General features: G+C 69.1%; 19 protein-coding genes. 8 read left to right on the forward strand and 11 right to left on the reverse strand.

Going from position 1 to position 25,533, the window contains the following annotated elements:
* Nucleotides 1-78: 78 nt before the first annotated feature.
* Nucleotides 79-393 carry a hypothetical protein gene (locus HZA32_17490; protein MBI5425874.1) on the forward strand — a complete coding sequence of 105 codons (315 nt, stop codon included), beginning with the start codon at nt 79-81 and terminating at the stop codon, nt 391-393.
* Nucleotides 394-434: 41 nt separating this feature from the next.
* Nucleotides 435-1,070, forward strand: coding sequence for a tail fiber protein (locus HZA32_17495; protein MBI5425875.1), 636 nt, complete (start codon nt 435-437; stop codon nt 1,068-1,070).
* Nucleotides 1,071-1,144: 74 nt separating this feature from the next.
* Here HZA32_17495 and HZA32_17500 read toward each other — a convergent pair whose 3' ends face one another.
* The 3 genes from HZA32_17500 to HZA32_17510 form a co-directional block, all read right to left on the reverse strand.
* Entirely contained in the window at nt 1,145-2,365 is a 1,221-nt protein-coding gene (locus HZA32_17500; protein ID MBI5425876.1) for a vitamin K epoxide reductase family protein, read from the reverse strand.
* Between the two features lie 114 nt (nt 2,366-2,479).
* On the reverse strand, nt 2,480-3,565 hold the full coding sequence (locus HZA32_17505; GenBank protein MBI5425877.1) for a hypothetical protein: 1,086 nt from the start codon (nt 3,563-3,565) through the stop codon (nt 2,480-2,482).
* Nucleotides 3,566-3,621: 56 nt separating this feature from the next.
* The gene (locus HZA32_17510) at nt 3,622-4,740 is read right to left on the reverse strand and encodes a hypothetical protein (GenBank protein MBI5425878.1); all 1,119 of its coding nucleotides are present in this window, start codon (nt 4,738-4,740) and stop codon (nt 3,622-3,624) included.
* A gap of 199 nt (nt 4,741-4,939) precedes the next feature.
* On the opposite strand from HZA32_17510, the gene HZA32_17515 reads away from it, so the two are divergent.
* Both HZA32_17515 and HZA32_17520 read left to right on the forward strand, forming a co-directional pair.
* Nucleotides 4,940-6,649 (forward strand): hypothetical protein, encoded by a 1,710-nt coding sequence (locus HZA32_17515; GenBank protein ID MBI5425879.1) that lies wholly within the window; start codon nt 4,940-4,942, stop codon nt 6,647-6,649.
* 53 nt (nt 6,650-6,702) lie between these two features.
* On the forward strand, nt 6,703-8,352 hold the full coding sequence (locus tag HZA32_17520; GenBank protein ID MBI5425880.1) for a hypothetical protein: 1,650 nt from the start codon (nt 6,703-6,705) through the stop codon (nt 8,350-8,352).
* Nucleotides 8,353-8,383: 31 nt separating this feature from the next.
* On the opposite strand, the gene HZA32_17525 is transcribed toward HZA32_17520, so the two are convergent.
* The 4 genes from HZA32_17525 to HZA32_17540 form a co-directional block, all read right to left on the reverse strand.
* A complete protein-coding gene (locus HZA32_17525; GenBank protein ID MBI5425881.1) occupies nt 8,384-9,493 on the reverse strand; it encodes an acyltransferase in 1,110 nt (369 codons plus the stop codon).
* 50 nt (nt 9,494-9,543) lie between these two features.
* Nucleotides 9,544-11,271, reverse strand: coding sequence for a glycosyltransferase family 39 protein (locus HZA32_17530; GenBank protein MBI5425882.1), 1,728 nt, complete (start codon nt 11,269-11,271; stop codon nt 9,544-9,546).
* Between the two features lie 110 nt (nt 11,272-11,381).
* The gene (locus tag HZA32_17535) at nt 11,382-14,069 is read right to left on the reverse strand and encodes a hypothetical protein (protein MBI5425883.1); all 2,688 of its coding nucleotides are present in this window, start codon (nt 14,067-14,069) and stop codon (nt 11,382-11,384) included.
* 79 nt (nt 14,070-14,148) lie between these two features.
* Nucleotides 14,149-16,176: a hypothetical protein gene (locus HZA32_17540; GenBank protein MBI5425884.1), complete on the reverse strand. Its 2,028-nt coding sequence runs from the start codon at nt 16,174-16,176 to the stop codon at nt 14,149-14,151.
* 129 nt (nt 16,177-16,305) lie between these two features.
* On the opposite strand from HZA32_17540, the gene HZA32_17545 reads away from it, so the two are divergent.
* On the forward strand, nt 16,306-17,964 hold the full coding sequence (locus tag HZA32_17545; protein MBI5425885.1) for a hypothetical protein: 1,659 nt from the start codon (nt 16,306-16,308) through the stop codon (nt 17,962-17,964).
* Here the strand turns inward: HZA32_17545 and HZA32_17550 are convergent.
* On the reverse strand, nt 17,949-19,091 hold the full coding sequence (locus HZA32_17550; protein MBI5425886.1) for a DUF2029 domain-containing protein: 1,143 nt from the start codon (nt 19,089-19,091) through the stop codon (nt 17,949-17,951). The two genes, HZA32_17545 and HZA32_17550, sit on opposite strands and share 16 nt — an antisense overlap.
* A complete protein-coding gene (locus tag HZA32_17555; protein MBI5425887.1) occupies nt 19,088-20,116 on the reverse strand; it encodes a hypothetical protein in 1,029 nt (342 codons plus the stop codon). Before HZA32_17555 ends, HZA32_17550 begins: the two co-directional genes overlap by 4 nt.
* 114 nt (nt 20,117-20,230) lie before the next feature.
* On the opposite strand from HZA32_17555, the gene HZA32_17560 reads away from it, so the two are divergent.
* On the forward strand, nt 20,231-20,722 hold the full coding sequence (locus tag HZA32_17560; GenBank protein MBI5425888.1) for a hypothetical protein: 492 nt from the start codon (nt 20,231-20,233) through the stop codon (nt 20,720-20,722).
* Between the two features lie 33 nt (nt 20,723-20,755).
* Here HZA32_17560 and HZA32_17565 read toward each other — a convergent pair whose 3' ends face one another.
* Both HZA32_17565 and HZA32_17570 read right to left on the reverse strand, forming a co-directional pair.
* Nucleotides 20,756-22,225 carry a hypothetical protein gene (locus HZA32_17565; protein ID MBI5425889.1) on the reverse strand — a complete coding sequence of 490 codons (1,470 nt, stop codon included), beginning with the start codon at nt 22,223-22,225 and terminating at the stop codon, nt 20,756-20,758.
* 150 nt (nt 22,226-22,375) lie between these two features.
* Nucleotides 22,376-23,419: a phytanoyl-CoA dioxygenase family protein gene (locus HZA32_17570; GenBank protein ID MBI5425890.1), complete on the reverse strand. Its 1,044-nt coding sequence runs from the start codon at nt 23,417-23,419 to the stop codon at nt 22,376-22,378.
* Between the two features lie 264 nt (nt 23,420-23,683).
* On the opposite strand from HZA32_17570, the gene gmd reads away from it, so the two are divergent.
* The gene (gmd, locus tag HZA32_17575) at nt 23,684-24,685 is read left to right on the forward strand and encodes a GDP-mannose 4,6-dehydratase (protein ID MBI5425891.1); all 1,002 of its coding nucleotides are present in this window, start codon (nt 23,684-23,686) and stop codon (nt 24,683-24,685) included.
* A complete protein-coding gene (locus HZA32_17580) occupies nt 24,679-25,533 on the forward strand; it encodes an ABC transporter permease (GenBank protein ID MBI5425892.1) in 855 nt (284 codons plus the stop codon). Before gmd ends, HZA32_17580 begins: the two co-directional genes overlap by 7 nt.

Raw genomic sequence — 25,533 nt, forward strand, 5'->3', positions numbered from 1 at the left:
CCCGTCATGCGCCCCACGTCCCGCACGGACACTTCCCCTAGCTGCTCGTTGCGCCCGTTCCTCGCCTTTCGCTGAGCCATGAATTTCGAGCCGCAGTCTTTCACCGCGCATCTCAACGAGCAGTTCCTCGTGACCCGTGCTGACGGACAGACCGTGGCCTTGACGCTGGAGACGGTCGAAACGTCGATCGACGACGAGATTCAGCTCTGCTTCTCGCTGCTGTTCCGCAGTGCGGACCCGGACTTGCCCTTCGGCAACTATACGCTCTCGCACCCGGTCTTGGGTGAGCACTCCTTCTACCTCACGCCCGTGCGCGGGCGCCGCGGCCCGCTCCGCCACGAAGTCGTGTTCAACCTCCTCCGCCCGGCCGCGAACTCTCCCTTTTCCGGCTGAAAAGCCGAAACTCCCACCCACAACCACGAAAGCACACTACCATGTCAGAACCGTTCGTCGGCGAAATCAAACAGTTCGGCTTCAACTTCAACCCGCGCGGCTACGCCTATTGCGCGGGCCAGTTGCTGCCCATCAGTCAAAACCAAGCGCTGTTCGCGCTCATCGGCACCTACTTCGGTGGCAACGGAACGTCGAACTTCCAGCTCCCCGACCTGCAAGGTCGCGTCACCATCGGCCAAGGCGCCGGTGCGGGCCTTCCGGCCTATAACCTCGGCACCAAAGGCGGCGTTGCCCAGCTCTCGCTGACCACCGCCAACATGCCGGCGCACACCCACGGGATCGGCTACACGACCCAGCCGTCAATCAACAACCTGACTGCGCAAACCACCATCAACGCCTTCACCCGTCCGACCGCGCGCACCGACAGCCCTCAAGGCTCCCTGCTCAGCGTTTCGCAGGACGCCGTCACGGGCAACAACGTGAACGCGTATGCGACCGCCGGTAACGCCGCCACCCTCGCCACGAATGCGGCCGTCACCCAAGTGTCCGCGCAATTCAATCCGGGGACGCTCGCCGTCCAACCGAATGGCGGCAGCCAGCCCTTCAGCATCACCCCACCCTTCGTCGCGATCACCTACTGCATCGCGCTGCTCGGCGTTTTCCCGGTCCGCAGCTGAGCCCGCAGACAGCCCACGCTTTCAGCCCGCCGCATCGTCGGCGGGCTTTTTTCGCCCGCCCGCTCCTCCGTCGCTTATTTTTTGGCCGCGACCTCGGCGGCCACACGATCGACAAGCTTAGCCAGGCACTCGGGGCTTTCGTTGCCCAGCCACACTTGCCGCCCGCCAATAAAGACCGCCGGCACGAGTTCGATGCCACCTGCCTGCGCCGCCGCCCGCGCCCGATCCACCGACGGGCCCAGCGCGGCCAGTCGCTGTTCGAGGTTTGTCGCATCGAGCCCCAGCTCGCGAAATAGAACGGCGATCTGCTCGGTCGTCATCCCCTTCCGCGGCCCGGCCTGCTGCTTGAACATCGCGCGCCACAGCTCGAAATACTTCCCGCTTCCCTCCGCGAGCTTCAGCGCCGCGACCTGCCGCCGCGACGTTTCCCACAACATCAGCGGCACCACCGTGAAGCCCGCGCGCTCCTTCAGCGACTCCGCCGCTTGCATGAACTCCGGAAAATAGACCGCGCAATGCGGGCAATTGGGATCGACGAACAGCACGACGCGCAGCGCTCTCGCGTCACCCACGAACGGCGTGTCACGCCCCACGAAATTCACCATGTCCAGCACCGATCCGCTTTGATCGAAGCGACACGCCCGCATTTCCTGCAACCGATCGCCGTCGATGTAGAGCGGCAGCGCCCGCCCCACCAGCCGCTGCACTTCGGCTCCCGTCGTCCCCTGCTCCAGCGGCCGCGTGCCGAGACGGTTCACGAAAAGCACCACCCCCACGAGCACGCCCGACATCGCGAACAGCCCGCCGACGGCCAGCCCGAGTTCGCGGCCCCGCGCCGACTCCTCGACCGGCTGGAAACCGCCACGCGAACGCACCGCCGCATGCGCCGCCACCAACAAAGTCACGAACCCCGCGGAGACCAGGCACAACACGCACCACGTCCCCGCCGCCGCCATCTGATAAACCAGCCATAGCGAATAGAGAAACGCCACCGCCGTGAGCACCTCGCTCGCCGCGTGCATCCGCCGCGCCCAGATCGGCGCCGACACGATCTTTCCGAACGCCAGCAGCGCCACGGTGAAATAGAACGCGTAGCCCCACGCGGCGTTCGAAACGCCGAACAGATGCCCGCCCGGCAACTCGCTCACCTCCCGGCACCCCTTCTCGATCACCACGTCAGCGTGCGTCGCCAACCCGAGACAGCCCTGGTCGAACCCGCGCGACTTTTGAATCCACAGATGCAACGTCAGGATCATTCCCGCCAGCGCCAGCCAGAGTATCAGCCGATTGATCATCTCAAGTCGCCCGCCGGCCCGGACGGGATTCTGGCCATGGGAGTTCACATGCACGCCTAACTGGAACCATTTTCCCGTTCTCCGTCGAGCCTGTCGCAGCCGTGCGAGACGAGCTCATCGCGATGGGAGTTCGCGCAGCACGCGGTCCAACTCGGCGGCGACCTTCGCGTGACCGGACTGCTTCAGGTGTCCGTCGAAACGGAAAAAATCCTCCTGCACGAATGACACCGGCACCGTCACGATCCCCGGCACCTCGCGCCGCTCCAGCGCCGCGAGGAACCCCGTGCTCGCCCCGCGATCGTTCAGCTCGAGCACGACCACCGGCTTGCCCTTCAATTCCGGAAAATGCCCGAGCACCCGAAGGAAGTCCGCCGCCAACGCCTCCCCGTCGCGGCCGCCGCGCGCGCGAATCGGTCCGCCCAGCGCCGCCCGCCGATTCCGCCACAGCCCGCGCAGCGTGGCACCCACCCCCTGGTCCCTGATCGCGCCACGGAGATAGCCCGTCACCGCCGAGAGGGTCGTGCGATACGACAGCTCCGGATAATAAGGATTCTTCACCACCTGCCAGGTGCCGCTGTAATCGCGCTGGCCGAATCGACCGCTCGGATTGACGATAAACTCGTGGTTCTCCTCCGCGTCGTTCCAACAAAACTGGATGACGAGCACCGACGCCTTTTCGAGCAGGCCGAGCCGGCGCAGCCGCCAGAGTTCCCGCGCCGTGCCATAGGAAATGACTCCCGTGTTCACCGTGCGATGATGATAGACACGCTGCAGCAACGCCGAAAAAGTTTCGTCGTCGCCCACGCCGAGCCCGATGGTGAACGAGTCGCCGGCGACCACGACGAGTCCGGGCGCATCGCCGGGAGCTGGCGGCGGTTGGGCGCGCACGCCCTCCGGCGCGATAGTCATCGCGACGTCGTATTCCGGGGCTTGCGCACGCTGCGTTCCCGGCGCCGGCACGTAGATCAACTCAGGATCGGGATTCGACTTCGAAGGACTGCGAAACCGATCGTAGATCGCGCCCGCGACATATTCGCCGCCGGTGCCGGCGGTGTGGTGACTGGTATCCGGCGCGCGCAAATCCGCGTAGATCGCATACACCGCCGCGAAATACAGCGCGAAGCCCAACAACGCCGCCCATATCGCGCCAATGCTCGCGATCGCGAGCCAGCGGCCGAGTCGGGAGGGGATGCGTCTCATCACGAATCACGCACCGTGGCGGGCGGCGGAGCGCGGGCAATCCCTTTCCCGTAGCGTCAGCGGCGCCCGCCGGCGGCGTCCGCCTCGAGATCGTGCAACGCGCGATCGAGCTGCGCCGCCGCAGACGCGTGGCCGCGCGGGTTGATGTGTCCGTCGAACGGATAGTTTTCCTCCGGGTGGAACGTCAGACTCACGACATGAAAGTTCTTCCGCCCGGCCGCGAGCCGCCGCAGCGCGCGCACGAAACCGGAATCCGCGCCATGAAGACTCATCTCCGTCACGATCACGGGCACGCCCACCAACTCCGGAAAACGGTCCCACACCGCCAAAAAAGTCTCCGCCGCCGCTTCGGGCGTCCGCCGCCCACGCGCCTTGACGAGCACGCCATAGGGCGGCAGGCGGTCCTGCCAGATTCGGCCCAACGCCGTCCGCCAGCCTTCCGAACGGCAGCGCTCCACGACGTAGCCCACGGTATGGCGCGCGACGGCGACGAAGGTGGGTTGCTCCGCCAATTTGCCATGAATGTCAGCCCACGACTGCGCCGTGCGCTGCGGGGAGGTGAAGTGCTCCGGGCCGGCGAGGAAGGCGAGATTCTCCACGTCGTCGTTCTCGCAATACTGCACGACCAGCGCCCTCGCGTCGCGCGCCAGGCCGAGCCGGCGCAAGCGCAGCAACTCGCGCGCCGTGCCGTAGGACGAGACGCCGGTGTTGACCGTCGGCCAACCGTAACGGCTCGCGAGCACCGCCGAGAATGTCTCCGCGTCATTCACGCCCCAGCCCATCGCAAACGAGTCGCCGAGCACCACGATCTTTTTCCCCGCCGCCGCTTCCGGCTGCTGACGCAGTCCCGCCGCGCTCATCGTGATCGTCGTGTCGAACTCAGCCGTCGTGAAGCGCGCGACGCCGGGCTTCGGCACGTAGGTGAGCTCCGGATCGTAGATCGCCCGCTGCGTGTCTTCCTGCCACGTTGGACGAAAGCGCCAATTGTAGGCCAGGTAAGCGATCATTTCCGCCGGCGTCCCGGCGGTGAGCCGGCTCTCCATCGGCGCACGGACGTCCCGCCAGATCGCGCCGATCACCAAAAACACCGCGAGCAGGACCGCGGCCGCCACCCAACAAGCCGCGATCAGCGACACGGCAACGAAGCGCGGCAGGCGTCGTGGCCGCACGCTCATCGCTCACTCCTCCGCAACGCGGAACAGAAACACGAGAGGCAGGGCGAAGGGAAACGCGGGGGCACGGCGCCCAAGACTGAAAACGACGGCGACGCAGGCAAGGAGCTTCGCGGCCACGCCCGCGCGGCCAGTTTGGGCTCGCCGGTCCGCACCGCGGGAAATAGCGATGCGCTCCCGGCCCGCTCCGGCCGCGCCTCTCATGTCGCCCTTCCGCCCGTCATCGCCGCGTCCGCCGTGGCTCGCGTTTGCCTTCGCCGCCATCGCGTATGCCGGCGCGCTGGCGTGGATGCTGCCTGAAGGCGTGACACCCGTCGGCGGCGACGAATTCGGCTACGTGAAATCGGTGGTCGAGACACTCCAGCACGGACGCCCGTGGACCGACAACTACCTCGAACCGTGGGCAGCAACGCTGTCGAGTCTCGCGGCGATCATTTTCAAAGCGACCGGCAGCATGACCGTCGCGATGCACGGCCTCATGCTCGTCGGCGGCGCAGCCGCAATGCTCGCGCTCTGCCTGCTCTTGCACCGCCGCTGGGACTCAACGACCGCGGCGATCGTCGGCGCAGCGCTGATCTTTTCCTTCCCGCCGCTGTTGCGGCGCAACGCCGAGTTCATCGACCTCGCTGTCTCGCTGCCCGCGATGCTGTGGTGCCTCTGGGCGGCGGAGCGGCGGCGTTGGGTGGTCTTCGCCCTCGTCTGGGCAGCGGCAATCGCGAATCGCCAAAGCGCCGTGCTCTGGCTGTTGCTGCCCGCCACCGCGGCCGTGCGCGGCTGGCTCGGCGAGCGCCGAGGAGAGCCCGCCGTTTGGCGCATCCCGGCAGCCGTCGTCGCGGCCGGCGTGGCTTGGTTCTTCGCCGTGGCGCGGGCGATGAACATCTCCGACATCCAGTTCGACCGCACGCTGCGCACGATCGCCGATCTCAGTCCGCGCCCGCTCGCCACCGCAATGTTCTCGTGCGGCGTGATTGCGCTCCTCGCCCTCGGCGGCGGCGCGCTGGCCCAACGCTTCGTGCGCGGAGCGAGCTTCAGTCCCGGCACATGGAGCCGCGCGCGCTGGATCGTCGTCGGCGCCGTCGCCGCCGCGTGCCTGTTTCTCGACCCGCGTCATTTGGTGATGGTCGATCACCGCTACGGTTTTCTCTATGGCCCGTCCGGCTGGGCCTACGGCAAACTCGCGTTGCTGCTCGCCGCCGCGGGCTGGCTCAGCGGCCGCTTCCGCCTGCGCCTCGACCTCGCGCTGTGTTTGCTGGCCACGCTCGGCGCGATCGCGCTGCGGCAACTGCTGTTCGATCGCTACGCGTTCGAGATTTCGCTGCTGGCTTTCCTCGCTGTGTTGCCGGCCGACGAGGCAACCCAACCCGCGATCGCCGACGCTGCTACCGCACCTCGCCTCCGTCCCGTCATCGCGGGCGCGCTCGCGGTTCTCGCCGGTGCGCAGTTGTGGTTCGCGCTGCTGACCAAGGTCGCGATCGATGACGCGGCGGCCTCGGTGCGGTTGCACGAACAGGCCTTGCGCGCGGGCCTGATTCAGCCGTGGGAAATCGGCGGTGCGCCGTTCCAGCTGCGTGGCTGGTATTTTCACGCGTATTCCGTGCAGCATCCGCTGCCGAACGGCCGGAAACTCGCCGAGTTCGCGCGCTTCACGCAGCCCACCGTCGTGGCGTGGAACGAATTTCCCTCCTGGATCGCCCGGCTGCACGGACTCGAACGCGTGCCGCGACCCGAGCACGGCGAAACGCTCGTCGAACAGCGCTACTCTGTCGCGGGTTTCGCCACCGCGCAGCGCGGCCTGACCCGCGTCGCCCCGCCGACGCGGCCCGAAGCCCTCAAGGCCGACTTCCGCGCCGTGCCGCTCCCGCTCGATGACGCGGAGTGGCGCGCGCTCGTCGCCGGCGAACCGCTGCGCTGAGACGGCGGGGAAATTCTCTTGTCAGGGCCGTGCCGCGCGACTGCCTTGGCGCCGTGTCCCCCGCCCTGGATCGCTCGCTCGCTCGTTTTCTCCTGATCGGGATTGGCGCGGCCATCGTCGCGGTGCTGACGTGGGGCCTCTACACGCAGCACGCGTGGGAGGACTTCTACATCTCCTACCGAGCCAGCCGGAATCTCGCGCTCGGCCACGGCCTCGTGTTCCAGCCCGGAGAAAAGCTGCACACGTTCACGTCGCCGCTGCACACGCTGCTGCTCGCCGGCCTCGCCGCGCTCGACGGTGCGCGCGAGGATCCCGTCCGTGTGCTTTGGCTCTACCGATTGATCGGCGCCGTTGCGCTCGGGAGCGCGCTCGGACTGGTGCTCGATCTCGGACGGTGGCAAGGCTCGAGCTTCGTCGCCGCAGCTGTCGCCGCGGGACTCGTGCTGTGCGATCCCAAGACGCTCGATTTCACCGTCGCCGGCATGGAGGCGCCGCTGATGATTTTCTTCCTCGCGCTGCAACTGCACGCGCTCCTCGCAGGCGACGGCTGGCGCCGGCTCGGTGTCGCGTGGGCGGGGCTGATGTGGACGCGCCCCGACGCCTTCATTCTCGTCGTCGCCTCGCTGGCGGCGGTTTTAATTTTCGGCGTCACCGATCGAAAGCCTCTCCTTCGCCGCGCGGCCGCCGCCGCTGCGCTCGCCGCCGCGCTCTACGCGCCGTGGTTGATCGCAGCCACGCTTTACTACGGCTCGCCGATTCCGCACACGGTCGTGGCCAAGGGACTCGGTCACGCCTCCGCCGGCGACTGGCTTCGCGCGATCGTCCGCGCGCCATGGGAAATGCTCGCGCACGGCTCCGTGCTGCCCCGCATCTACGGCGCGAGCTACGTGCGGTTCGCGAGCGATTGGGGCGCGACGTGGCTCATCGTGTGGCGCGTGCTGGCCACCGTCGCGTGGCTTTATTGGCTCAACCCGCGCGGCGGACGCCTCGGCCGCATCGCGTCATTGGCGTTCTTCCTCGCCACGCTCTACGCGGCCAGCGCGCCGTTCTATCCGTGGTATGCGCCCTCCTATGCGCTGCTCGCGAGTCTCGCGTGGGGCGGCATCGTCGGCGACTTCGCGGTGTGGTTGCGTCGCGATGAGTTCTCGCGTCTCGGCCGCATCGGCGTCGCGGCGCCGCTCGCGCTCGTCGCGGCGCTGCTCGTCACCCAAGGCGCGTCCGCCGCGATGATCTCCCGGACGATGCGCTGGCACCAGCAGCTCGACGAGACCGGCAACCGCCGCGTCATCGGCGAATGGCTGCGAGCCCACGCGCGCGCAGGCGACACCGTCTTCCTCGAGTGCGTCGGCTACATCGGCTACTACTCCGGCTTGAAAACCCACGACTTCCCCGGCCTGACCTCGCGCGAAATGGTCGCCGCCCGGCGGCGCCTCCGCACAGACGACTACGGCGCGCTGATCGCCGCGCTGCAACCCGACTGGCTGGTGCTGCGTCCGTGGGAACGCGACAACGTTCGACGCTCGCAACCCAGCCTCCTCGCGACCGACACGGCTCCCGCCGCCGCCTACGAACTGATCCGCACCTTCGACCGCTCGGCGGACGTCGCCGCGCTCGGCGCCCTGCCGGGCCGGCGCTACCTGCAGACGGATCAAACCTTCGCGGTCTATCGCCGGCGCTCGCCGCAACGCGCGACGACGCCCTGATGCGAGCGCCCCACGCGGGCACGGCCGCACCTCACCCCACCGGTCGCTCGAGCCGCGCCGCATTCGCCTCGCGGCACCACGGGATGCGCTCACGCAAGCGCAATATCGGCGCCTCCCACGCGTGGTGCAACGCGCAGGCGAAACCCAAACTCGCGAGGAAAAACACCGCGTTGCCGAGCCACGCCACCGCGCCGCTCGCGGCGGCGGCGGACGACATCATGCGCGTCACCGTGAACGCGATCAACGAATTCACCAGATACAGCGAGTAGGACCAGCGGGCCAAGGTGGCGGTCGCAACTCCGAGCTTGGGCGCATGCCAGCCCGCCCAGCCCGACAGGGCCGGCAGCAACAGTGCGCCACCGAGCGGTTGCAACAGCGGCCACACCGCGCGCCAGCCGCCCGCCGTCGCATCGACCGTGTCGCGCAGCCCCAACGCCCCGCCGATCAGGAGCAGTCCGCCCACCGCCGCCGGGACCGCGTAGCGCCGCCACGCTTCCGCCTGCGTCCACGCCAGCCACGCCGCCATGACCCCGCAGCCCAGCGCGTCGAATCGGTTGAGGACAACCAGATTTTCGCCATACGGCCACGACGGATCGCCCGGAAACAGGACGCGCCGCACCACCGTGCCGACGATCATGAGGCTGCCCATCGCCACGTAGGTCTCGCCGAATCCCCGCCGCAGTTTCAGGCCGATCCACAGCCCGGCCGGCAGCAAAAGATAGAACCACTCCTCCACGCTGAGCGACCACGCCTCGGTGAAAAACCACCCCGGCGGCCGCGTCAGATTCTGACTGAAAATCGCGGTGAGCCCGAACGTCTGCCACGGCTCATGCCGCCGCGTGAAGACCCACAGCCCCAGCACGAGATTCACCGCGAAAATCAGGTAGAAATTCGGCAGCGTCCGCAGCCAGCGATTCAGCCAGAAGCCGCCCATCACCCGCGGCGACCGCAGCCGCTCTCCCGTGCGGAGCAGGATTCCGCCGATCAGAAAACCGCTCAGCGCGAAGAACAGTTCGACCCCCAGCAACCCCAGGTTGACCTTCCAACGCATCGCCCGCTCGCCCAGGCCGGGCAAAAACGGCAGGTGCGCCGCCAACACGAGCGTGATCGCCAGCGCCCGCAACCCATCGAGTCCGGGCATACGCCCCTCCGGCGCGTGACCGCCGCTCGTCGCTTCCCGTGCCGCGGCGCTCATCGCCCGCCCTCCGACCGGCTCGCCGCCGCGCCGTGCGCGACCACATCGCGCCGCACATAGACGCGCCGCCGCTCGATCTCGGCCACGAAGACGTAGTGGCGTTCGAGATAGGCAACGAACTCCGGAAAATGCTCGAACCCGAAGCCGCGCCGATGCGCCGCCGTCGTGTCCACCAACGCCCGCGGATTGCTCCGGCGCAGGTCGTCCAGATAACGCGCGCGATAATACGCGCGATCAGCGCCCGCTTCCACCTGTCGCCGCGTGCTCGGGTCGCGCGTCGCCTGCCAACAGCCCGTCCGCAAATACATCAGCGGCTCCCAGCCCCACACCGCCAGCGGCTCGCCCGGCGCCACCCAGCGCCGCAACTCGGTCACGACCGGATTCGGCACGCCCGCGGCATTCGCGCGATTCTCACGATACTGCCCAGCGAACCGATTGCCCTGCACCAGCCGGTTCGCCGCCGGCAACACGAGCCCGCCGCCCAGCAGCAGCACCCAGCCGGCCAAACGCCAGGCGCGCGCTCGCGACGACTCCGCCGCGAGCAGCGCACCGAATCCACTCGCGAGCAACAAACCGAGGCCCGGCGTGAGCAGCAGCAGGTAATGCGCAAACGTCCGCGCCCCCGCCAGCACGCCGGCCAGCGCGCCGACGCTCGCGAGCCCGCCGAGCATGGCGAGCCACGCAACATGCCCGCGCGGCCGCGCGCCGCCGATTGCCGCCGCACCGACCAGCGCGAGCGTCGTCAGCAACAGCGGCGCGAATTCCGCGTGGCGCAACGTGGCGGCCGCAATCGCCCGCCAGACCCGCCACCGCGCCACCTGCTCGGTGTTCGCGTCGACGTAGAACAGATTGGCGCGGAAATACGACGCGAGCATGTCGGGCCAGACGTGGAACCCGGTCGCATACGCGGCGAGCGCGAGCCACACGGCGCCGAAGCCCGCCAGCAGCCAACGCAGATCGAGACCAGCGCGCGCCGGCGCGGCGCGTTGCCACCACCGCCAGCCAGCCACGCCCGCCATGAGCGCCGCCACGAGCGGCGCCGCCTGCATTTTCGCCAGCGGCGCGAGACCGAGCGCGATTCCGGCGAGCAGCGACCAGCGCCGCCCGCCGCCGGCTTCCCCCCGCACGAGAGCCGCGATAGCCAATGCGATCAGCGCGATCGGCAACTGTTCGCTCGAGTAATGCAGAAACTCCCCGTCGCGCGTGAAGGCGAAGAACGCCAGCAACGGCAGCACCGCGACCCGCGCGACCCGCTCCGGCAGCGTCCTGCGAGCCGTCCGGTAAGTGAGCACGATCACCGCACCCACCAACAGCAGGCCGAGCGTGCGCGCGCCGAGGAACACGTTCCGTCCGCCCCACCACGTGGGCAGCACCAGCGCATAGTAATCGAGCGGCCCGATCGTCTGGCCCTCGATCGAACGCCAGAAAACCGGATCGTGCCGCAACGTCACCGCTCCCGAAACCATCTGGCTCTCGTCGATGTTGAAAGTCTCCGGCACGAACAGCGCCGGCCAGCGGAAGGCCGCGAGACACGCCACCAACACGAACACGAAGAGCGCGCGGCGACCGCGTCCGTCCGGCGCTCCATCGCTTCGCCCGCCCCGCAGCGCGAGCGCGACACACGCGACGAGCAGCGACCACGCCAGCAACTCCGCACGCAGCGGAGCACCGTCGAGCCAGCGGAGGCAGGAATCGAGGACTGACCGAATCAGGGGCACTCGCATCGACGATGGGAAAATGTCGTCGAGTGCCCAGCCGAATGATCGGGCGCGTCCCGACGACACCACCGGACGGCAGATGCCCACGCCAATCGACCGTGGCGCGAGCGCGTAACTCAACGCGCGAACCACCGGCACACAGCGAACCCCGCTGCCACGAGCAACGTCGCCGCACTCACCGCCAGCGCCGCCCACGAGAGAGTCGTGCCGACGTAGGCGACTCGCACCTGATGCTCGCCCGCGGGAATCGGCACCGCGACGAGATGCTCCGAGGAAGCGCGCACCTCGGCCTCCTGCCCGTCCACCCACGCACGGTAGCCCGGCACGAAAACCCGCGGCAGCTCGAGCGTTCCCGCCTGCGGCGAACGGACGCGCGCTCGGTAGGGCATCAGCGACTCCACGCTGATCGGATGCCGGCTTTCGTCATAGCGAATCACCTCCGCGTCCGCGAAATCCCCCGCCGGCAGCGGCTCCGCCCGAGCGCGCAGGAAGGTCAGTCGCACCGCGTCCGCCTCGTCGCCCGAATTCACCAGCGACACCACGTGCGCCCGCGCCCCGTCCGCCGGAACCGCCGGCAGGAAAACCTCGCGCCCAGTTCGCCGACCCGTGACAAGCAAACGATCGCTCTCGCGCTCGCGCGCGAACGCAATCCGCAACAGGATGCGCGAACGCGGCGGCACCGTCACGACCGGCGCCAGCACGAGCATGCGCGGATGGTCGCGATCAGCCGTGGCGGTAAACGAAAGCTTGGCCGCCGGCGTCGCCTCCCGCATCGCCTCCGCAATCTCCACCGGGCCCACGACCACCGCGCCTCTCGCATCCAGCACGCGACTCTCCATCCGCCAATCGAGCCACGCGTCTTGGAAATACCGCGGCCACGCCACGAGATCGTAGGAATACCGCAGACGTCGGAGGTTTTCCGGTCGCAGCACCGCCGCTGTCTCGTCGCGACTGGCGGTTGCGTTGCGCGCGAACCGCGCCACCTTCCGGCTCTCCGCGAGCGACCACAGCAGCGCCAATCCCAGCGCCACCGCACCCGCGCGCCGCAACGCGGGCCGGCCGCCGCTCCCGGATATCGCGAGAAATCCGCCGACCGTCGCCAGCGCGGCCAGCACCGGCAGCTCGCGCTGGAACAGCGGGAAGCTCAACACCTCCGCGAGCGCCGTCGGGAACGTGACCACGAAAAAATCGCTCGCGCGTGACACCGGGAAATCCGCCAGCACCAGCACCGCGACGGGCACAATGATCCAGCGCAGCTCCGCGCGGCGGCGGATGAACACCGCCACGGCCCCCGCGCCGAGCGCAGCGAACAACGACCAGCCCAGCTGGAATTCACTCCAGCGACGCCCCCCGGGGCCCTGGATCGGCCGCCAGGCGACATCGAGCTTCGCCCGGATCAGGCGAAGACTTTCGACCTCGAGACTTCGTCCCACCAACACCTCGCGCGTAAACACCGCCGCCGCCACCAAACCCACCGCAAACGCCACAAAGAGCGCCACGAACCGCCCGTGCGACGACAAGCTCGCGTGGCGCCCGCGAACGATTCCCGTCAGCAGCACGACGACCGTCGCCGTTGCGCCCCAAAGAAACCACGCCGGCTCGATGCCACCGAGCACGGCCAACCCCGCCGCGCTCCAGCCCAGCTCGCGCCAGCGCATTTCCGCCAGCCACCGCGCCAGCCCCACGCCGAGCAACACCATTCCGCCAATCTGCATCAGCCCCGGCAGCAGCGGCAGGTGGCTCAACGCCGGCACCTCGGACATCGAAACGAAATAGAAGCACGTCAGTCCGACGAAAAGCATCGCCGCCGGGATCGCCGCGCGCACCCGTGCGCCCGGCTCCGTCGTGCCGGCGAGCACACCAGCCTGCGCCACCGCACTGATCAACAGGCCCCACAGCGCCAGCGGCGGATGACAATACCAGGCAAGCGCCAACACGACAGCGAGCAGTCCGTAGCGCGGGTGGTCCGGTCGCGCCGCTCGCACGTTGCCGATCACCATCAGCGGCAACAGCGGCACCGCCATGAAAGTCATGAACATGTCCGAGCAGATCAGCGTGGCCACGACACCGGGACACAGCACGTAGAGGCACGCCGCCACCGCCGCCCGCCAACGCGCGCCCGGCACGAGCATCAGCAATCCGAAATAGGTTCCGAACCCCGCTGCCAGCGCCGCCACAAGCACCGTCGCGTGCTGCACGGCCACCGGCCCAAGGCTCCGCCAGGTCAGCGCGTCCAGCACGCCGCCCAGATAAAGATGCGCCGGCGCCGAGCGGAACAGGTGCACGACGCCGTTGAATCCGTTTTCTCCCTGCCCGACAAAAACCGGGAAAACGCCCTGCCGCCATTGCGCGAGAAAATCCTCGAACACGCTCGCATACCAACGCGCGTCCTCGCCGCCCACGATCCTGTCGGTCACGTAGGGATGGACGATCCACAGCGCCACCAAGCCCACGCCGAGCAACCGCGACAGCTCCGCGCCGCGCTTCTCCTCCGCCACGGCCCGCGTCCCGCGCCCCAGCGCGCCAAGCGCCAGCGCCGCGAGTGCGATCGCGTAGAGCGCCTGCCCCAGCGTGAGAGCGCCGGACGTGACAAGCACCGTCGCAACCCAAAACACCGCAATCGTCGGCACCGCCACGACCGCGGCAGCGATCCGCCATCCGCGCGCCACGCGCCGCGCCCGCATCCATTCGACCGCCCCCATCGCCACGCCGCCCGTCAATCCCGCGACGACCGCGTCAGCCGCTCCGGCCCTCGTCCCCGTCAGTCCGGCCACGAGCAGCCGCGCGACCGCCGTCACCAGCACGCCCGCGAGGACGGAAGTGATCAAACGCCCGCGCGACCCGCTCAAGTTTCCACTCGTTGCTTCGTGCGACATGAGCGGTTCAGCGGTTTTCTTCCGCGGCGGTGCGCACCGCGCGCAACCGCCACGAGCGCCACGCCTCGTAGCCGGGCCGAAGCGCCCGCCGCTCGGCAAACGCCTCCGGAAAACGCAGCTCGAGCACGGCGACGCGCGCCGCGTTCCAAGCCGCCGCCGGCACGCGTGCCTCCGCGCGCCCCGCATCGTCCAGCACGACGCGCCCGAGTGGCTCGCCACTGAAAAACACCTCCGCCGGCATCGCCCCGCGCGCCGCATCGACGCGGGTCGCTTCGAACACCAGCCGCACGTCCGCGTTCGTCGCCGCCGGCGCGAAACGCAATACCACCCGCCGATCGTTGACGAAGCCGTCGCGCGTCGGCTCGCCCAACTCTACGCCGGCGACCACGTAGCGAAACGCACCGCCGTCCCCGCCGAAAGTGATCGCCGCTCCCGCCGGCTCGAGCGCCGCTGGCGCCCGCGTCAGCGTCCAGTTCCGCACCAACGGCACGGCATCGGCCGCCTTTTCCGGCCCGATCCGCCACACGTCGAAGTCCTCCGGCGGCCGCGTGCCGCGATCGTGTTGCCGGTGAAACATGAAAGCCCACCACGGATCGACGCGCACTTCGACGTCGCGCCGCACCAGTTCCAACGCGACCGCCGCGGCCACCGGCCACGCTTCGTCATCGAAGACCAACAGCTTCGGTCGGCGATCGGTCTCAGTTGCCAATGCCGCCGCCACGCCCGCGCGAATCGAGAGTCCGCGCTCCTCCGCTGCGATCGGCCGCACGAGCCATGCCCACACCGCCACGAGCGCCGCCGCCGCGAACACACCGATCCGCACCCAGCGCTCCGCGCGCAGATCGAGCGCGCGCACCAGCAGCGCCACGTCGAGCAGCAGCGCAAAACCGAACAAGCCGTCGAAGAAAAATCCGTTGTAGTGGCGCACGCCGTCCGCCTGCGCCATGCCCCAGACCAGCGCTCCGGCGATCGCGAGCCCGAGGGCGATCGCACCCGCCGAAAACACCCGCCGCTCCTCCGTCGCCCAACGCCGCGCCCACGTCAGCGCCGCAACGAGCGGCAGCGCGAGCACGCCGGTCCAAAATGCCATCCCGACCGCGTGCGCCCGCAAGAACGCCCCGATCCCCGGCCCGAACGCCGTCAGCAATCGATCCGCGCTGCGATCCGTCACCGGATACGAGAGCAAAAACACCACCGCCTGACCGAAGCTCGCGTGCCCGCGCGCGTTCGCCTCCGAGCGCGCGAGGATCGCCGCCACGTTGCTGCGCGCGCCGTGGGACACGACCTCGACCACCAGCGGCAACAGGAACAGCGCAAGCAACCCGGCGCAGATCGCCAGCGTCCAGCGCTCCGTTCGGATCAACGCGGCCACCGTGCCCGACGGGTTTTCCCGACGCCATTGCCGCGCCCCCGCGACGAGCGCCCAACTGCCGATGACGCCGACGAACAGCGGCTGCGCCACGTGTCCATGCACCAGAAAACCACCGGCGAGAAACAGCGGCACCGCGGCGCGCACTCGCCCCGTCGCCACCGCCGTCGCCGCCACGAGGAAACACAGGAACGGCACCGCGAGAACGTGCGGCGGCCAAATGCTCGTGAACGCCTCACTATGCCCGACGGAGTAGAGCGCCAGCGCGAGCAGCGCGCCCGGCAGCCACGCCGCGCGCCCGATCAGTGCCGCCAGCCACGCCACCGCCGCCGCGAGAAAAGCCGCCTGCAACACCACACCCGCGATCAGGTGCGCATTGCCCGGCGACGGCACCAGCCGCCACGCGTCGTGCAGCCATCGCTCCGCCGCCGCGTAGACGTAGAAGAACGCCGGCCCCGGATGGTGGAACTCGAAGCGCGAGTAGTTTCCCAGCAGTTCCGCGCCGTGCTTCGCGTTCGCGATCTGCAGCGCGTTCAGCGCGAGGTCCGCCTGCTCGAGCAGCGGCTGGCGAAACAGTTCGCGCCCGCGCACCACGAACAGCAAGCCGACCACCGCCGCCAGCACGGCGACGAACACAGCGCGGCGGGGTGCGGCCGGGGACGACATGCGCCGACTCTGCGAGCGGCTCACGCCATTTCAACGGCGTTTCCGCATTCGGCACCGCACACCGGGCATCGCGCCGCGCCGCCGCCGCGCGATTGACGCCGCACCACTCGATTCGTTGCCTGCCGCGCGATGGCCGTCGATCCCCGCACTCCGCCCAACCCCCGCACGCCTTCGTGGTTGCTGGCGGCCTGCGCGCTCGGCGCGGCACTGTTCGGCTTCGGCCGCTTGCTCTCCGCGTATTTCGTCGGCGACGATTTCGCGTTCATCGGACGCTACGCGACGTTTCCGTTTTCCGAGTGGCCGGGCCTGTTCACGCGCAGCTGGCAGGCGGGACTCTTCTCCGTCGACCTGCGCGAGATCCGCCCGCTCGACGCCCTCGCGTTCATGCTCGACGCGCGGCTCTGGGGCGCGGAACCGTTCGGCTTTCGCCTTACCAATCTGCTTCTCCACGCCGGCTGCGCCGCGTTGGTCGGCGCGCTCGCGTGGGAGCTCACGCGTGCCCGCCGCGTCGCACTGCTCGCGCTCGCCGTGTTCGCGTTCCACCCGGTGACGGTGCCCGCCGTCGCGTGGATCACCGGTCGGGTCGACGCGCTGGCGACGCTCTTCACGCTCTGGGCCGTGCTCGCGCTCGTGCGCTTCCGTGGCCGCGAGGACTCCGGCACCGGATCGCTCGCCGCCTTCGCCTTCTGCTTCGCGGCGGCGCTGTTCACGAAGGAATCCGCGCTCGTTTTCCCCGGTCTCATGCTCGCCGTCGATTTCGCGCTCGGCGCGCGCTGGCGCGATGCGCGCACTTGGCGCCCCTACCTCGCGGCCGCAGCCGTCCTCACGGTCTACGGCGCGTGCCGCTACGTCGCATTCGGCGCGGCCGGACCGGAAACCGTCGGCCGCGGCCTGCCGTCGCTCCTCTCGCCCGGCGTGTTGCAGGAATTGGCCGGGCGCCAAGTCCGCTACGTCGCCTATCTTTTTCCGCCGGCCGCCGAATGGCTCGCGCGCTGGCGCGACGCGGGTTTTCCGTGGCACGGCTTCGAGTTCTTCCGGGTGGTCGCCATCGGTCTCGCCGCCGGCACCGCCGCGGTGGCTGCGATTCTCTGGCTGAGTCGCGCGCGAGCGCCGACCTTTCGCCGCCGCGTGCTCGGGTTGGGCGTCGGCTGGTATCTGTGCACGACGCTGCCGCTCATTCTGACGTATTTTTCCGCGAGGCACCTCTACCCGGCGAGCGCGGGCCTCGCCCTCGTCGCCGCGCTCACGATGCACGAACTGCTCCCTTCTCGCCGCCGGTTCGTCGTCGCCGCAGCCGCTTGCGTCCTGATCGCAGCCATACTTCAACAGATGGCCCTGACTCCGTGGCGACGCGCCGCGGATTCTTCCCGCGCTTTCGCGCACGCCGTCCAAGCCGCCGCGCGCGACAACGCGCCCGGCACGCTCGTCCTCATCGATGCTCCTGATCTGGTCGACGGCGCGTTCTGCTGGTCGTGGGCCGTGCCGCACGCGCTCCGCCCGCCATTTGCGCCGGCTCCGCTCGAGAAACGGATCGTCCCGCTGGCACGGCCCACCGCCTGTGCGTTTCAACAGCAATGGCGCGCCCAACTCCCGTGGGCCGCGCTAGAGGAAAACACTCGCCCCGCCCGCCTGCTCCGGCGGCGCGCCGACGGCACCGTTGAGGACGGAATCGTCACCGCCGCGCAATTGTCACGCGCCGCCGCGATGCTGCGTTCGGCCCCTCACGGCGACGACGATGCCGCCTGGACCACGCTGCTCGCCACGCTGCGGGATCACGCCTCGCCTTGAACCCTGCCGGCGCGGCGGACAATCCAAGCCGCCGCCACCGCCCACACGAGCAACACGGCGGCCTTCGCTTCGCCCGCGGCCAGAGCCGACGTCGGCAACGCCACCGATCCCGCGACTGCCAGCCAGATCGCCCAGTCCGCGCGCGTCCCGCGCCACGCGCGCCGGCCGAGCCACACGAGCGCGAACACCAACAGAACATCGTCGCAATAGTTGTGGTAGACCCCGATGCGGTTCACGAGGCCGAGCACGGCGAACTGCCCCAGCCAATCGTCGCGCAACCCCGGCCGCGTCACCGCCCATGCTCCCGCGGCCAACGCCAGCGCCGCGCCGAGCGCCAGCGCCGCTTGCGGCGAGAGTCCGGCGGCGCCGAGCCATACGGGCAAATTGTTCAGCGGCGACCACGCGGCCCACTTCGTCGCCTCCTCGCCGGCCCCCACGCCGAGCGTCGCCGCGAGCGAGACTCCCGTCCACGCACACGCGGCCACACCGCTGATGCCGAGCAGCAACGCCGCACCGAGCCACGCCCGCCACGTCGCGCGCCGCCAAAGCGCGAGCGCGAACAACCAACCCATTTGCGGCTTCACCATCGCCGCCACCCACGCCACCGCAGCGCCGATCACCCGGCCGCGCTCCAGCGCGAGCAACGCGCCGAGCAACAGCGCCGTCGTGATCAGCGCCATGTTACCGAACAACAAATCCGCCCGCACGCCGCTCGTCGCCAGCAGCGCGCCCGTGAGCAGCCAGGCCAGCCGCGCGTCGACTGCGCGCCCGCGCCGCCACGCGAACGCCGCCAGTGCCGCCAGCGCCGCCAGTTGCGCCGCCGCGAACCACGCGCGCAGCGCGCCACCGGTCATCCCCGGCGGCAGCCACGGCAGGAACAGCGGAAAAGACGTCGGCGGATACGCCGTCCGCACTTCGCCCGCCGCCGCGGCCAGCGCCGCATGCGGATAAGTCCCCGCATAAAACAACGCCTGATCCCGCGCCAGCGTCCGCAGGTCGTGATGCCACCATTGCGCACCGCCGCCCCCCACGGTGAACGCGAGCTTCCCCAACGCCACGAGCCACACCGCGGCGATCAAACCGACGCGCCAATCGCGCCATCCCGCGGCTCCGACCGTGCCATTCACCGCGCGACGCCCTCCGCGATCGGCTCCGCCGCGACGAGCCGCAGCCCGGGGTCGGCCGAGATTTCGTAGGCGAAGCGCAGGAGTCCTCCGGCCGCCGCGAGTTCCGCCGGCACGCCGCGCAAGCGCTCGGGCATCGTCAGGCTGCACTCGAAGTCGCCCAAAACGTGTCCGCGAAACACCTCCATCCGCGTGAGCAACTGCAACGCGCCCGCCGCGTGCGGTGGCACCGCCACGGTCCGTTCCGGCAATCGCCCCGCCGCATCCGCCGCGACCGATCCCGCCACGCAGGCATCGAGCGTGAATGCCGCGCCGAGCCACTCGAAGGCGGGCGCGCTCGCGGCTTCCCGCAGGCCGCGCAGAACGCCGGGCCCGACTTCGATCCGTTCCGGCAGAAAAAATCCGCCCGCGCGCAACTGCGGCGCGAGCGCCCGCGTGACCGCCACCTGCGGCTCCTTCTTCAACGCGCGCCGCAACACCTCCGCCACGATCACGTGCGGTCGATCCGCCTCCGCAAAGCGCACCGCGGACGCATCGCCGCAAACCGTGGCGCGGATCGAACGCTCGACGCCAATCTCCGCCGCGAGCCGACGCGCATCCGCGAGTGACGCCGCATGGATGTCGAGCAACGTGACCTGCACGACATCGGGCGAGTAGCGCGCGGCGACGCTCAACGCCATCGGCGCCGCCGGGCCGCAGCCGGCTTCGACGACGTGGATCGTTTCGCCGGGAAACTTCTCACGGGCCGCGCGCACCGCCGCATCGAGCGCACGCAGGAACACCGCCGTGCGCTGCTGCTCGCGGAGACAGAGCACTGCGCGCTGCGGCGAGATGGCCTCGCCGCTCGCCAGATTCGTCGGCTGCGCGCAGGCCTCGCCGACCGGATCGAGCTGCTGCGCCTCGATGCCGAGCCGGTCGAGCGCCCACGCGCACCAGGCGTGCGCCGCGTCGCGGTGCTCGAGCGGCGTGCGGGAGGAGTCGAGCAGGCAATCGATCCAACCGGTGAAGGCTTCGCGAGTGGGGTTCACCGCGCCAGACGACGCGTCCGGGGCGCGCCGCGCAACCGCTTTCTGCGCAGGAGGAGTTCGCAGAGTTGCCACCGCGCCGGCCGACCCTTTGCTCGCCCTCGCCCCCTCCCCGTCATGCCCCTCGACCGCATCGTCACCTTCCTGCGCGAAATCGGCCTCCCGGTCGCCGAGCGCTCCTTGCCCGACAAGACATTCGTGCCTGGCATCCTGATCGAGAACGGCGGTCTCGTCATCGACCGCGCGCGACTCACCTACCCCGGCGATCTCCTGCACGAAGCCGGACACATCGCCGTGACGCCGCCCTCGCAACGCGCCGCGATGAGCGGAGACCTCAACAGCACACAAGCCGACGAGATCGCCGCCCAAGCTTGGTCCTACGCTGCGGCCGTCCATCTCGGCATCGATCCCGCGGTGGTTTTTCACCCGGCCGGCTATCACGGTGCCTCCGAATCTCTCCTCGCCGCCATGTCCGGCCCCGGTGCTCCCGGCTCGCCGCTCCTGCACTGGTTCGGGCTCACCCGCATGCACGACGACGGCTCCGGCGCACCGATCTTCCCGCGCATGAGCGCCTGGCTCCGACCGGAACCCGTGGAGTCCGCGAACTGATTTCGCGCGGCGGTCGCGACGTTCTCGCGCCGCTCACTCCCGATCTTCGACATCCACCAGCCGCACGGGGATGCGTCCGATCATCGCCTGATCGCCCGTCACGAGCGTCACTTGGTAGCGCGCATATAACGTCCGCCACAGCGTGCGATCCATCACGATCTCATAGCCGGCTTCGTGCGCACGGCGCAGCGGTTCCCGCAGGAAAGTCGCTTCGCGCGGCAGCACGATTCGGTCGGGATCTCCCTCGAGACGGTAGCCTCCGATCCCGATCGACTGGAGTCTCTCCCGACGCGCCGGCCAGTTGCCGCGCTCCAAGTGGTGTTCGTAAACCCACGACCACGCGTCGCCGACGATCACCGATTTCCGCGCGACTTCGGTCCGTGCGAGCTGCGTGATGTAGGCGAGCCGCCGCGCGGGTTTTTCGCTGATCGCCGCACGATACGCGCCCGGGACCAGGTGCGGCTTCGTCAGTTCCCGGTCGCGGAAAATATCGACGCCGACGCACGCGCTAATCGCCGTCAAAGCCGCGACGCCCACCAGCCAGCCGTTCGCCCGCTGCGCCACCAGCCACAACAAAAACGGCAGACAGACGAGCATGTAGGCCGGCTTGCCCGGTTGCCACAGGAACAGCCCGAGGAGCATCGCGACGAGGAGCAATACCCCCAGCACCGTCCACTCGCGCTTCGCCCACGGACGCGCGGCCCGCACGAGGTCTTTCAGCGCCAGCAAGCTCGCGGCCACGAGCACGAGGCTCACCGGAAACCCGAAGCTCCGGAAAATCACCTTGTAGCCCCAAACCAGAACCACGGGCGCACCGTGGATGTCCGCCACGTCTCCGGCCCGCGAACCATCGCGCCAGATCACCGGCAACACCGGCGACCAGACCAGCGCCACCGCCAACACGGAGCCCGCCACCGCCAGCGTCCACGTCCGCCCATCGCGGACTCCGCGCTGGATCAGCGCCACCGGCAGGAAGACCGCCCCGCACAGCACGAACTCCGCCCGGCATCCCACCGCGAGCGCGAACAGCGCGATTGCCGCGGCAATGCGCCACCCGCTCAATTTTTCCGCGGCGCCCCCGGCGAGCACGAACAAGGCGGAGAACAAAAACAAAAGCGCATACAGGATCTCCTCACCGTTGACCGTCTGGTCGAGGAACTGCGGGGAAAACAGGAGCGCGGAAACCACCAGCAACGCCTTCACCGCGTCGAGCCCGGTGCGCCGGAGCCACGCGTATCCCATCGCCGCCACGCCGAGCGCCACCAGCCATTGCATGGTCAGAAAAAGCGTCTCGTTGAACCGGCCGCCCAGCCATCGCTCCACCACCCAGCCGATTCCACCGAAGAGAAAAAACTCCGTCGTCGGATGCCCCGGCGGACGCGACAACATCACCGTGCCTCCATCCAACAACGCTCGCACGGCGACCTGAATTTTGTGGCTGTCCCAGCTGCTGACGCCCTCGCCGACGGTCGGCAGCACGAGCGCCGTGAACAGCACGCACACGGCCCCCAACCCGAAAATCGCGCGTCGTTCGTTTCGATCCGGAAGGGGTTTCACGCGGTCATTGCTTGGTTCCCGCGCGCACCTCCGTCGACTCGAATTTTGCCCGCCGCGCAACGTGGCGCGCCGGATCCGTCGCGGTTCAGCGCGCCCTCACACCCACACCGCGCTCGGCGCGACGCGTGCGGAATACATGGTGAGGTATTGCACGATGCGCGGGCGCACGCCGCGATTCGGGCTCGCGGCGTGCGGCAGCTTGTCGTTCCAGATCACGAGATCGCCCGCCCGCCCGCCGATGTGCTTCACACCGAGGCCATGCAGATCCTGCGCCCGCGGATCGGCGCCGGGCGGCAGGCTGTCGAGCCACGCATCGAGCCGGCGATGGAAACCCGGCACGCAGCGAAACGCCCCCTGCTCGGGCGGAGTGTCCGTGAGATAAAGAATGCCCTGCACGCCGAACGGCATCGGCCGCGCGAGACTCATGTCCCAATGAAGATCGGTGGCGTTGAACTTCTCGCCCGGCCGCAACGGCGGGTTAAACCCACCGCGATCGCACGTCATCCACAGGTCGGCCGTCCCCCACAGCTGCGCGAAGGCCTTGTGCACCCGCAACGACCGGCGGTTCGCCGTGAACGCCGGGTGCTGCACCATCGACATCATGATGCCCTGCCGGCGCGGCGCATGCCACGTCGCGGGATCGTCGGGATTCGCGTGTTCGTGTTGCCAGATCGCATCCACCGCCGCGCGCCGCGAGTCCTCCGGCACCGCGTCGTGCACGATCACGTAACCGTGTTCGTCCCAGTGGGCGAGATCCGCGGCATCGAGCACCGGGGGCATCGCGTCGATCTCCGCCAGCCAGCCGCGCGTCGCTTCCGGCGGCGGCGCGTCCGAGACGGCGGCATTGATGCGCGCGACCAGCATTGCATCCGGCGCTCCGGCCGTGGCGACAATCCATCGCTCCAGTTCCTCGAACGAAGGATCGTTCTGCAGCAGGAATTGCTGCGTCTGCTCCAATCCGACCCCAAGCGCGTCGCGGACCAATCCGTCGCGGTGCAACTCCATCGTGTCGCCCTCCAACGGCCTGCCGCGGCGGGCGGCACGCGCGCGCGCCCAGAGACGTTTCAATTGAAACACGCCCAACGCACCAACCTCGGTCGGCGGCGGCAACGACAGTGAAATTTGATCGGGAAACGGCATGGAAAATCCCGCCGCATGGCTCGCTGCGGCGGACAGCGCTGGCCCGCGTCCCGACTGAAACAGAGCCCCAATCGCTGTCGATGCCGAAGTCCCGCCCCGCCACGGCTTCATGGGAGAAGCCGTGCTTGACCGCATTTCCGCCGGGCCGGAGAGTGAAGGGCCCTCAGGCCGAATGCGGGCGTGTTACCCTAATCACCTCGGTTTCAAACGGCGTATTCGCGACGCCGTGGGGCGAAGCTTTACCGATTCCCGGAGTTCCCTCTCATGAATTCACCCACCGCTTTCGTCACCGGCATCACCGGACAGGACGGCTCCTACCTCACCGAGTTCCTGCTCGCGCGCGGCTACGCCGTGCACGGCCTCGTGCGCCGCGCGAGCCTGTTCAACCGCTCGCGCATCGAACACCTGCGGCACGACGCCGCGATCGGCGGCAAGAATCTCTTCCTCCACTACGGCGACCTCAACGACACCACTTCGCTGCGCCGCCTCTTCCGCGCGATCAAACCCGCCGAGGTCTACCACCTCGCCGGCCAGAGCCACGTCGGCCTCAGCTTCGAGATCCCCGAGGCCACCGTGCAGGAAGTCGCCAACGCCACGCTCGGCCTGCTCGAGATTCTCCGCGACCAGGAGCAACCCGTCCGCTTCTACCACGCCTCCAGCTCGGAGATCTTCGGTGCGCCCACGAACGCGCCGCAAAACGAGGAAACACCGCTGCGCCCGACCAGCCCCTACGGCTGCGCCAAGGCCTTCGCGACCAACCTCGGCCGCGTCTACCGCGACTCCTACGGGCTCTACGTCTGCAACGGCATCGCCTACAACCACGAGTCGCCGCGCCGCGGCGAGAACTTCGTCACGCGCAAGATCTCCCTCGCCGCCGCCCGCATCGCGCGCGGCCAGCAAAAGGAACTCACGCTCGGCAACCTCGACGTCACCCGCGACTGGGGCTACGCGCCCGAATACGTCGACGCCATGTGGCGCATGCTCCAGCAGGAAAAACCCGACGACTACGTCCTCGCCACCGGTGAGAGTCACACGCTCGGCGAGTTTCTCGACGCCGCTTTCGCCACCGTCGGCCTCGACTGGCACGCCCACGTGAAGATCGATCCGCGCTTCGTGCGTCCCGCCGAGCCCGTGCACCTCGTCGGCGATCCGGCCAAAGCCCGCGCCCAACTCGGCTGGTCCCCGTCCACGAAACTCGCCGCGCTCGCCCGCCTGATGGTCGAAGCCGACCTCGCCACGCTCGACGCCGCGCCGCGCCAATCCTGAAAACCTTGTCCGTCCCCGAACGCATCCTCCGTCCCCGCACCGGCTGGTTCCGCCTCGATCTCGCGCGGCTCCTCCAGCATCGCGACCTGCTTTACCTCCTCGTGCGGCGCGACCTCGTCTCGCGTTACCAGCAGACGATCCTCGGCCCGCTCTGGTTCCTGCTTCAACCGCTCCTGCTCACCGGCGTGTTCACCCTCGTGTTCAACCGCGGCCTCGGCACCTCGACCGACGGCGTGCCGGCGCACTTGTTCTACCTCAGCGGCATGCTGCTCTGGGCCTATTTCGCGAACGTCCTCACTGGTGCCGGCAACACGTTTCAGGTGAACGCGCCGGTCTTCACCAAAGTCTATTTCCCGCGCCTCGTCGTGCCGCTCGCCGTCGTGCTCGCCAGCATCGTCCCGCTGCTCTTGCAGATGCTGCTCTTCCTCGGCTTCTACGTTCCCGCGTTGCTCGGCGCGCGGACGTGGCAGCCCATCCCGGTCGCCCTCGCCCTGCTGCCGCTCACGCTCGGGCAGGTCGCGTTGCTCGCCCTCGGCGTCAGCCTGCTCGCCTCCGGCCTCTCGGCAAAATACCGCGACCTGCAGCACGCCCTGCCCTTCGTCGTGCAAATGTGGATGTTCGCCACGCCGGTGATCTATCCGCTCTCCCAACTCGGCCCGCTCGCCCGCTGGGTCGCCGCGCTCAATCCCCTTGCCTGCCCGGTCGAAATGCTGCGTCTCGCCTGCTTCGGCACCGGCACCCTCACGCCGCAACTCGCCACGCTCTCGCTCGGCAGCACGCTGCTCGTGCTCGCGGCGGGACTGTTCGTGTTCCAGCGCGCCGAGCGCACCTTCGCCGACACCGTCTGA

The organism is Opitutia bacterium (genome assembly GCA_016217545.1).
Taxonomy (GTDB): domain Bacteria; phylum Verrucomicrobiota; class Verrucomicrobiia; order Opitutales; family Opitutaceae; genus Didemnitutus.

Excerpts from the sequence above, each read along its gene's own strand:
- HZA32_17495 (MBI5425875.1), top strand. The coding sequence starts at position 435 with ATGTCAGAACCGTTCGTCGGCGAAATCAAACAGTTCGGCTTCAACTTC.
- HZA32_17510 (MBI5425878.1), bottom strand. The coding sequence starts at position 4,740 with ATGAGCGTGCGGCCACGACGCCTGCCGCGCTTCGTTGCCGTGTCGCTG.
- HZA32_17500 (MBI5425876.1), bottom strand. The coding sequence starts at position 2,365 with ATGATCAATCGGCTGATACTCTGGCTGGCGCTGGCGGGAATGATCCTG.
- HZA32_17560 (MBI5425888.1), top strand. The coding sequence starts at position 20,231 with ATGCCCCTCGACCGCATCGTCACCTTCCTGCGCGAAATCGGCCTCCCG.
- HZA32_17515 (MBI5425879.1), top strand. The coding sequence starts at position 4,940 with ATGTCGCCCTTCCGCCCGTCATCGCCGCGTCCGCCGTGGCTCGCGTTT.
- HZA32_17490 (MBI5425874.1), top strand. The coding sequence starts at position 79 with ATGAATTTCGAGCCGCAGTCTTTCACCGCGCATCTCAACGAGCAGTTC.
- HZA32_17505 (MBI5425877.1), bottom strand. The coding sequence starts at position 3,565 with ATGAGACGCATCCCCTCCCGACTCGGCCGCTGGCTCGCGATCGCGAGC.
- gmd (MBI5425891.1), top strand. The coding sequence starts at position 23,684 with ATGAATTCACCCACCGCTTTCGTCACCGGCATCACCGGACAGGACGGC.
- HZA32_17570 (MBI5425890.1), bottom strand. The coding sequence starts at position 23,419 with ATGCCGTTTCCCGATCAAATTTCACTGTCGTTGCCGCCGCCGACCGAG.
- HZA32_17540 (MBI5425884.1), bottom strand. The coding sequence starts at position 16,176 with ATGTCGTCCCCGGCCGCACCCCGCCGCGCTGTGTTCGTCGCCGTGCTG.
- HZA32_17525 (MBI5425881.1), bottom strand. The coding sequence starts at position 9,493 with ATGCCCGGACTCGATGGGTTGCGGGCGCTGGCGATCACGCTCGTGTTG.
- HZA32_17545 (MBI5425885.1), top strand. The coding sequence starts at position 16,306 with ATGGCCGTCGATCCCCGCACTCCGCCCAACCCCCGCACGCCTTCGTGG.
- HZA32_17530 (MBI5425882.1), bottom strand. The coding sequence starts at position 11,271 with ATGCGAGTGCCCCTGATTCGGTCAGTCCTCGATTCCTGCCTCCGCTGG.